The sequence below is a fragment of the Clostridium sp. DL-VIII genome (assembly GCF_000230835.1).
Taxonomy (GTDB): domain Bacteria; phylum Bacillota; class Clostridia; order Clostridiales; family Clostridiaceae; genus Clostridium.
On record NZ_CM001240.1, the window covers coordinates 817,311 to 827,719 of the forward strand.

Annotated in this window: 2 protein-coding genes; both read left to right on the plus strand. The window is 28.5% G+C overall.

The genetic code is table 11. From position 1 onward, the window contains the following. The first annotated feature begins 44 nt into the window (after positions 1-44). Positions 45-9,656 carry a non-ribosomal peptide synthetase gene (locus CDLVIII_RS03845; protein WP_050816227.1) on the plus strand — a complete coding sequence of 3,204 codons (9,612 nt, stop codon included), beginning with the start codon at positions 45-47 and terminating at the stop codon, positions 9,654-9,656. A gap of 289 nt (positions 9,657-9,945) precedes the next feature. Continuing rightward, entirely contained in the window at positions 9,946-10,089 is a 144-nt protein-coding gene (locus CDLVIII_RS31025) for a hypothetical protein (RefSeq protein ID WP_186005540.1), read from the plus strand. Positions 10,090-10,409: the final 320 nt, after the last annotated feature.

Consider the following 10,409-nt stretch of genomic DNA (forward strand, 5'->3'; position numbering starts at 1 on the left):
ATATGCCTGTAATAAATAAATATATAATGGGAGAATGTTGTGAGATGAGTAAGAATGAAAATGCCATACTTTCTATGGATAAATTTAGAAAAGAATTAAATTATTGGAATGAAAAATTAAAGAATGGTATTGAAAAATTAGACATTCCAATACCAACTAAAAATAAGAATGATGACTATAAAATAAGTAATATAGAGATAAGTATTCCAAAGGAGTTATCGAATAAAATTATTAAAATAGGCAGAGATGCAGATTTGCAAATATTCATAGTATTAAATTCTATTTTAAAAGCTCTTTTTTATAAAGTTGCAGGTAAAGATAACATAACTTTCATGACTCCAGTATTGAAGAATAGTAAAGTGGATATGTTTAATAAAGCCATATTATTAAATGATATATTAGATGATAATATGAATTTTAAACGAATCCTAACTGAAATTAAGAATACTATTTCAGATGGATATAACAATAGTGGATATCCACTAGATAAAATCCTAGAGAGCAATGGATTAAATATTGAAAATATAGATTCTGTAGTTAATGTTGGAGCTATATATGAAAATATTCATGAGTTAAAATACATAAATAAATATAAGTTTGAGTTAATGTTTGTATTTGTAAAAGAAGATAATGAAATAAAAATTAAGCTTAGATACGATGAAAATAAATTTGAAAAAGTATATATAGAAAGTTTCTTAAAGAGATATATAATTATTGCTGAAAATTTATTCAGTGATTATGATATGCAGTTAAAGGATTTATCAATATTACTAAATGAAGAAAAAAATAAACTATTAAATGAGTTTAATAAAATAGAGGCAGACTACCAAAAAGATAAAACAATACAAGAGGTGTTTCAGGAACAGGTAGAAAAAGCACCAGATAATATAGCAGTAGTATATGAGGATAAGAAATTAACTTATAAAGAACTAAATGAAAAATCAAATTCTCTAGCAAGGGTATTAAGAGAAAAAGGTGTTAAAGCAGATACTATAGTTGGAATAATGTTAGATAGATCTTTAGAGATGATGATATCAATAATGGGGATATTAAAAGCAGGAGGAGCATATTTACCAATAGATCCTGAATATCCGGAAGATAGAATAAAGTATATGCTGGAAGATAGTGAGACAAAAATCCTTTTAACACAAAAGAATTTATTGGGAAACATAAACTATGATGGAGAAGTTATAGATTTAGAAGATAGTAAATTATATGAAAAAGAGAATGGTAATTTAGATAATTTAAGTAAATCAAACAATTTAGCATATGTTATATATACTTCTGGTACTACTGGAAAACCAAAAGGTGTATTAATAGAACATAGAAATGTTATGAGTTTAATAAATGCATTATTTGAGTCTATATATAAAAATTATAAAGTTAAGATAAATGTAGCACTAGTGGCTCCATATGTTTTTGACGCGTCCGTAAAGCAGATATTTCCATGCTTAGCACTAGGAAATGCTCTTTTCATTGTTCCTAAGGATACAAGATTAGATGGTAATTTATTATTAAAATATTATGAGCATAATAGAATAGATGTTTCAGATGGAACACCAATGCATATTAATATGCTTATTAATAGTGCTGAACTAAATAATGTAGGAATGAATGTTAAGCGTTTTATAATAGGTGGAGATGCTTTAAAGGTTAAAGCTGTTGAAAACTTCTATAATACATTTAATTCAAATGAAACAATTATTACTAACATATATGGCCCAACAGAATGCTGTGTTGATTCTACCGCCTATCATATTGATAGGATGAAGGTAGGAAAGTTACATACAATACCAATAGGAAAGCCTATAAATAATTCTAAAATATATATATTGGGAAAAAATAATTCATTATTGCCAGTTGGAGTAGCTGGAGAATTATGTATCACAGGAAATGGGCTTTCAAGGGGATATTTAAATAAAGAAGATTTAACAAGAGAAAAGTTTGTAGATAATCCATATGAGCCAGGAAGGAAAATGTACAGAACTGGAGATTTAGCAAGATGGCTTCCAGATGGAAATATAGAATATTTAGGAAGAGCAGATAATCAAGTAAAAATAAGAGGGTTTAGAATAGAAATTGGAGAAATAGAAAATCAGCTTTCGAAATTAAAAGAGATAAAGGAAGCGGTAGTTGTAGCTAAGAGCGATAATAATGGAGATAAGTATCTTTGCGGATATATAACAGCAGAACAAGAAGTAGCAATAACATCAATAAAAGAAGAACTTTCAAAAGAACTACCAGCATATATGATACCTAATTATATGCTGCAGATAGATAAAATTCCTCTAACAACTAATGGAAAGATAGATAAGAAAGCACTTCCAGAAATAGATATGGCACAAATGCTGGAAACTGAATATGAAGCGCCAGGAAATGAAATAGAGGAAAAGCTAGTAGAAATATGGGAAGAAGTTCTAGATAGAAAACATGTAGGTATCAATGATAATTATTTTGATTTAGGTGGTCATTCATTAAAAGCAGTATTAATAATATCAAAAATAAAGAAAGAATTAAAAGTAGAAATAAAGGTAAGAGAGTTATTTGAAAATCCTACTATAAAAGCTTTAGGGATGATAATAGAAAGCTCAGAGAAAAAGGAATACATAACAATAAACAAAGCAGAAGAAAAGGAATTTTATAAAGCATCTTCAGCAGAAAAAAGAATATTTACACTATGGCAGATGGATAAATTAAATACTGTTTATAATATTCCAATTATAGTAGAAATAGAAGAACAAATTGATAATAAAAGGGTAGAAAAAGCATTAAATGAATTAGTAAAGAGGCATGAAGCTTTAAGAACAAGCTTTCACGTAGTAAATGGTGAGATAGTACAAAAGATAGAGAAAGAATGGAAATTGGATTATAAATATGAAGAAGCAAGTGAGAAAACTGCTAAAGAAAGTATAAACAATTTTATTAAGCCATTTGATTTAACAAAAGCACCACTAATAAGAAGCAAATTAGTAAAATGTGAAGATAAAAAGTACATATTCATGCTGGATGTTCATCACATAGTAACAGATGGAGTGTCTAATGGAATACTAATGAAGGAATTTGTTGAATTGTATATAGGTGAAAAATTGAAGGAGCCTCAATTACAATACAAAGATTATTCAGAGTGGCAAAGTGATTTGGAGAAAGAGGGCGTAATAAAAAGACAGGAAGAATATTGGTTAAATAGATTAAGTGGAGAACTTCCAATATTAAATGTTGTAACGGATTATGAGAGACCAAATGTTCAAAGTTATGAAGGTGATAGAATAGGTTTTTCTATAAATAAAGACTTGAAGGAAAAATTGAACAATACAGCAAAAGAAACTGGAACAACACTATACATGATTCTTTTAGCCGCATACAATGTGATGTTATCAAAATACAGTGGACAGGAAGATATTATAGTAGGAACAGCACAAGCAGGAAGATCACAGGCAGAACTTGCGGATACTGTAGGGATGTTTGTAAATACAATAGCACTTAGAAATTATCCAAGTGGAAACAAAACTTTTAGAGAATTCTTAGAAGAACTAAAAAATAATACTCTAAGAGACTTTGAAAATCTTGATTATCAATTTGATGATTTAGTTAATAAGCTAAATCTAAAGAGAGATATAAGTAGAAATCCTTTGTTTGATGTAATGTTTGTACTTGAAAACATGAATTCTGGTGTGGATGAAAATGCTATGAAATTTAAGCCTATTGATATTGAATCAGAGTTAACTATAGCAAAATTTGACTTAACACTAGCTGGAGTAGAAACGGATAATGGGATGAATTTTAGCTTAGAGTATTGTACTAAGTTATTTAAAAATGAAACTATAGAGAGAATGAAAGAACATTATATTAATATATTAAATTCCATAACCTCTAAGTTAGATAGTAAAATATATGAAATGAATATAATGAGTGTAGAGGAAAAGAATAAGTTACTCCATGAGTTTAATAAAATAAGAGCAGAGTACAAAAAGGATAAGACAATACAAGAATTATTTGAAGAACAAGTGAAGAAGGCTCCTAATAATATAGCAGTAGTATATGAAGATAAGAAATTGACATATAAAGAGCTAAATGAAAAATCCAATGCTCTAGCAAGAGTTTTAAGAGAAAAAGGTGTTAAATCAGACACTATAGTTGGAATAATGGTAGATAGATCCTTAGAGATGATGATAGCAATAATGGGAATATTAAAAGCAGGAGGAGCCTATTTGCCAATAGACCCTGAATATCCTGAAGATAGAATAAAGTATATGCTGGAAGATAGTAAGACAAAAATCCTTCTGACACAAAATAAATTACTAGAAAGCATAAAATATGATGTAGAGACTATAGATTTAGAAGATAGTAAATTATATGAAAAGGAAAATAGTAATCTAGATAAAATAATAAAATCAAATAATTTAGCATATGTTATATACACTTCAGGTACTACTGGAAAGCCAAAGGGTGTATTGATTGAACATAGAAATGTTATAAGTTTGATAAATGCATTGTTTGAGTCTATATATAAAAATTATAAATCAAAGTTAAATGTAGCATTAGTGTCTCCATATGTGTTTGATGCGTCTGTAAAGCAGATATTCCCATGTTTAGCACTAGGAAATACTCTTTTCATTGTTCCGAAGGATACAAGACTAGATGGTAATTTATTATTAAAGTATTATGACTATAATGGAGTGGATGTTTCTGATGGAACACCAATGCATATTAACATGTTAATTAATAGTGCTGAGTTAAATAATGCAAAGTTAAATGTTAAGCAATTTATTATAGGTGGAGATGCATTTTCAATTAAAGTTGTTGAAAATTTCTACAATACATTTAATTCTAGCAAGATAGTTCTTACTAATATATATGGGCCAACAGAATGCTGTGTTGATTCTACAGCTTATCATATTAATGATATAGAACAGATAAAAAATTCAAAGAGAATACCTATAGGAAAACCTATAATAAATTCTAATATATTTATTGTAGATAAAAATAGAAGTTTGCTGCCAATAGGGGTTGCGGGAGAACTATGTATTTCTGGAGATGGGCTTTCAAGAGGATATTTAAATAAAGAAGAACTAACAAAAGAAAAGTTTGTAGATAATCCATTTGAGCCGGGCACTAAAATGTATAGAACAGGAGATTTGGCAAGATGGCTTCCAGATGGAAACATAGAATATCTAGGAAGAATAGATAATCAAGTAAAAATAAGAGGTTTTAGAATAGAAATTGGAGAAATAGAAAATCAGCTTTCAAAGTTAAAAGAAATAAAGGAAGCGGTAGTTGTAGCTAAGAGCGATAATAATGGAGACAAGTATCTTTGCGGCTATATAACAGCAGAACAAGAAGTAGCAATAACATCAATAAAAGAAGAACTTTCAAAAGAATTACCAGCTTATATGATACCTAGTTATATTGTGCAGATAGATAAGTTACCATTAACGACTAATGGTAAGCTTGATAGGAAATCATTGCCGGAAATTGATATTGCACAAGTTTTAGAAGCTAAATATGAGGCACCAGAAAATGAAATACAAGAAAAGCTAGTAGAAATATGGGAGGAAGTCTTAGATAGAAATCATATAGGTATTAATGATAATTATTTCGATTTAGGTGGTCATTCTTTAAAAGCAGTATTAATTGTAGCAAAAATCAAGAGAGAATTTGAGATAGAAATAAAGGTAAGAGAAATATTTGAAAATTCTAATATAAAAGCTTTAAGTGCAATAATAGAAAAAGCAGATAAAAAAGAATATATTACAATAAAGAAAGCAGAAGAGAAGGACTTTTATAAAGCATCTTCAGCAGAAAAGAGAATATTTACATTATGGGAAATGGATAAATCTAATACTGTTTATAATGTTCCAATGATATTAGAAATAAAAGAGAAGCTGAATGAGAAGAAAGTAGAAATAGTATTAAATGAATTAATAAGAAGACATGAGGCATTAAGAACTAGTTTTGAGGTTATAGATGGAGAAATAGTACAAAGAATTCATAAAGAATGGAAACTAGAGTTTCAATATGAAGAAGCAAATAAAAAAGTAATCAAGGAGAGAATAAAGAAGTTTATTAGACCATTTGATTTAGCGAAAGCACCATTAATACGAAGTAAACTAATAAAATGCAAAGATAAGAAATATATATTCATGTTGGATGTCCATCATATAGTAACAGATGGTGTGTCTATGGGTATATTAATGAAGGAATTTATGGAATTGTATGTAGGTGAGAACCTAAGAGAACCTCAATTGCAATATAAAGATTATTCAGAATGGCAAAATAACTTAGAAGAAAGTGGAGTAATAAAAAAACAAGAGGAATATTGGTTAAATAGATTAAGTGGAGAATTACCAGTACTCGATATTATAGCAGATTATGAAAGACCTAAAGTACAAAGCTATGAAGGAAATAGAATAAACTTTACTGTAAATAAAGAGCTTAAAGAAAAGTTAAATAACATAGCAAAAGAAACAGGGACAACATTATATATGGTACTTTTGGCGGCATATAATGTGATGCTGGCAAGATATAGTGGACAAGAAGATGTTATAGTAGGAACTGTTCAAGCAGGAAGATCACAAGCCGAACTTGCGGATACTGTAGGGATGTTTGTAAATACGGTAGCACTTAGAAATTATCCGGAGAGAAATAAAACTTTTAAAGAGTTCTTAAAAGAATTGAAAGATAATACTTTAAGAGATTTTGAAAATCTTGATTATCAATTTGATGATTTAGTTAATAAACTAGATTTCAAAAGAGATATAAGTAGAAATCCTCTATTTGATGTGATGTTTGTAATTGAAAATATGGACTTGGGTATTGAAGAAAATAGTATGAAGGCTAAGGTGGTTGAATCAGAGCTAACTATATCAAAATTCGATTTAATTTTAGCTGGAGCAGAGGCAGAAGAAGGTATAAATTTCAGTTTAGAATATTGCACTAAATTATTTAAAGAAGAAACAATAGAAAGGATGAAGGAACATTATATCAATATATTGACTTATGTAGCAGGCAAATTAGAGAACAGGATATGTGAAATTGATTTAATTAGTCCAGAGGAAAAAGATAAGTTATTAAATGCTTTTAATAGAACAAAAGCAGAGAATCCAAAGAATAAAACAATAGTAGATCTATTTGAAGAGCAGGTAGAAAAAACACCAGATAATATAGTAGTAGTATATAAAAATAAGAAATTAACGTATAAAGAGCTTAATGAGAAATCCAATGCTTTGGCAAGGATTTTAAGAGGAAAAGGTGTAGAAGCAGAAACAATAGTCGGAATAATGGTAGATAGATCCCTAGAGATGATAATTGGAATAATGGGAATATTAAAGGCTGGAGGAGCATATTTACCAATAGATCTTGAATATCCAGAAGACAGAATAAAGTACATGTTAGAAGATAGCGGCACAAGGATTCTTTTAACTCAAAATAAATTATTAGAAAGTATAAGTTACGGTGTGGAAGCTATAGACTTGGAAGATAATAAATTATATGAAGTGGAAAATAGTAATTTAGGTACTATAGGAAAATTAAATGATTTAGCATATGTTATATATACTTCTGGAACAACTGGAAAACCTAAAGGTGTAATGGTGGAACAAAAAGCTCTTGTGAATTTGTGCCTTTGGCATAATGAAAATTATGAAGTAACAGAAATAGACAGGGCAACAAAATATGCTGGTTTTGGTTTTGATGCATCGGTTTGGGAGATATTCCCTTATATTATAGCAGGAGCGGCTTTGCATATAATAGATAAGAGTATAATGCTTGATAAAGCTGCATTAAACAAATATTATGAGGATAATAAAATAACTATAAGCTTTTTACCTACACAAATGTGTGAGGAATTTATGAATTTAGAAAATAAATCTTTAAGAAAGTTGTTAACTGGAGCAGATAAATTAAAAGTCTATAAAGAGCAGACTTATGAATTAATAAATAACTATGGTCCAACAGAAAATGCAGTAGTTACAACAAGTTTTAAAGTAGACAAAAATTATAATAATATCCCAATAGGTAAGCCTATAAGAAATTCTAAAATATACATATTAGGGGTAAATAATAGTTTAATGCCAATAGGGACAGGTGGAGAATTATGTGTTTCAGGAGATGGACTTGCAAGGGGATATTTAAACAGAGAAGAACTCACAAAAGAGAAGTTTGTGGCTAATCCATTTGAACCAGGAACAAAGATGTATAGGACAGGAGACTTAGCAAGATGGCTTCCAGATGGAAATATAGAGTATCTAGGAAGAATAGATAATCAGGTAAAAATAAGAGGCTTTAGAATAGAAATAGGAGAAATAGAAAATCAGCTTTTAAAAATTAAAGATATAAAAGAAGCGTTAGTAGTAGCAAATAATGATGAAAATGGAGAGAAGTATCTTTGTGGGTATGTTACTTCGGAACAAAAAGTGGAGATAGCAGCAATAAAAGAAGAACTTTCAAAAGAAATACCATCATATATGGTACCTAGCTATATGCTACAAATAGAAAAACTGCCATTAACACCAAATGGAAAGATAGATAGAAAAGCTCTTCCACCGATAGATATAAGTGCGTATAAGAAAGAATATGTTGCACCTAGAAATGAGCTTGAAAAGACAATAGTAAAAATGTTTAAAGATGTACTTGGGATTAAAAAGATTGGTACTTATGATGAGTTCACATTACTTGGAGGAACTTCTATACTTGCAATAAGATTAGTTTATGAATTAAATAAAAAAGGAATTAGAATTGATTTAAAAACTATTTTCTCTTGCCAAAGTCCAAGTAAAATAGCAGAGTATATAAAAGCGCAAAACGATAAAATGGCAGAGGGTGAAAATAGAATTGTAGCTAAGCTAAGAACAAGTGATAGTAAGCTTAAAAGCAATTTAATAATGCTTCCGCCGGCAGGAGGAACCATTATGGGATATATGGATATGGCTAATAGTGCAAAAGGTATTGGTGACATATATGCCTTAGAAGATCCAAGATTATCAGGTAAAGAAGACAATTATTCTAACAATGATGAGAAACTTGTAAAAGAATATGTAAGTGCAGTCAAAAGTGTATTTAGACCAGGAATTGATTATATAGGAGGTCATTCTTTTGGTGGTAATTTAGCTTTCAAAATCACTTCAGAATTAGAGAAACAAGGAATATCACCTAAGGGATTAGTAATTATTGACTCTCTTCCAGAAAATAATCCAGATACTAATGCTTATTTTAAAATGAGTGATGAAAAATTAAAGGCAATGGTAGTTGTATCAGTGATGGAAGAACTTTTAGAAATAGAAGAAACAGAATTAGCAAAAATGAAGACTTTGACCTATGAAGAAGTAAAAGAATATCTTAGAGAAAAAGCTAAGGATGATATGATGCTAAATGCACTTTTAAATGAATCATTTTTAGATTTATATGTTAAAGTTCATACTGATAACATTAGAATGTACAATGAAGCTGAGTTAGTGGAAGGTGTATTAGCTATACCAATAATAGTTTTTAAAGCTAGTCAAAGTAAATCTAATTGGGAGAAGTATACTAATTGGACTAAGTACACTAATAAAAATTGTCAGATCATTGAGGTGCCAGGGAAGCATATTTCTATGCTAAGAAGTCCGAATGTGGAAACAATGATTAATCATTTAGAAAAAATTATTAGTAATATTGATTAAGTGAAGTGGCTGTAATAATATAAGAAATTTAATAAAAGACATAATCATAAGATTTATTATATGATTATGTCTTTTATTTATCTGTAATATTATTTAAGCTAGCAATACAAGTTATATTATATTTCCTGCTTCTAAGCTAATTAGCCCAATAACAGAAAGATATCTATTATTGGGCTAATTAGCTATAGTAATAACTATATTAAAAATATTGAAATCAATATTAAAAAAATGTGAAACACCTCATTTAATAGTTAAAAATCAAATTGTAATTTTGAATAATTTAATATAAATGAGATGTTTATTAGGAAGAGATTCTACTAAAAATCCAATTACAAGGTTTTATGAAATGTATAATGTAGAACTAGTATTTACATTACATAAAATTTGTATGGAAATAAAAGTAGTATCAAAAGAAATCATTATTAATAATTAATTAAATAATTTCCTTAATAAACTTATAAATATGCAATTGCATTTGTAAGGGGGAAAAATAGTATACATCCTATAAATAAGAGAGATTAAATATAGTATTTTAATATATTTTTATTTTTTATATGTCTCTTTCCATTGCGGCCTGGATAATGCATATAAATATGTATTTTACTTTATGAGAGTTTTTAAGTCAAAAAAAATTATTATCTTTACCAAGTTTAACTTCCCTTATGTGGATAGTACCAATATACATGCAAAAAATAAGAAATTCAATATTTTTATATAAAAGTACATATTTCATACATTAAAAGAATTATTAGG

Coding starts and splice junctions, on each gene's coding strand:
- CDLVIII_RS03845 (WP_050816227.1), top strand. CDS start 45: ATGAGTAAGAATGAAAATGCCATACTTTCTATGGATAAATTTAGAAAA.
- CDLVIII_RS31025 (WP_186005540.1), top strand. CDS start 9,946: ATGAGATGTTTATTAGGAAGAGATTCTACTAAAAATCCAATTACAAGG.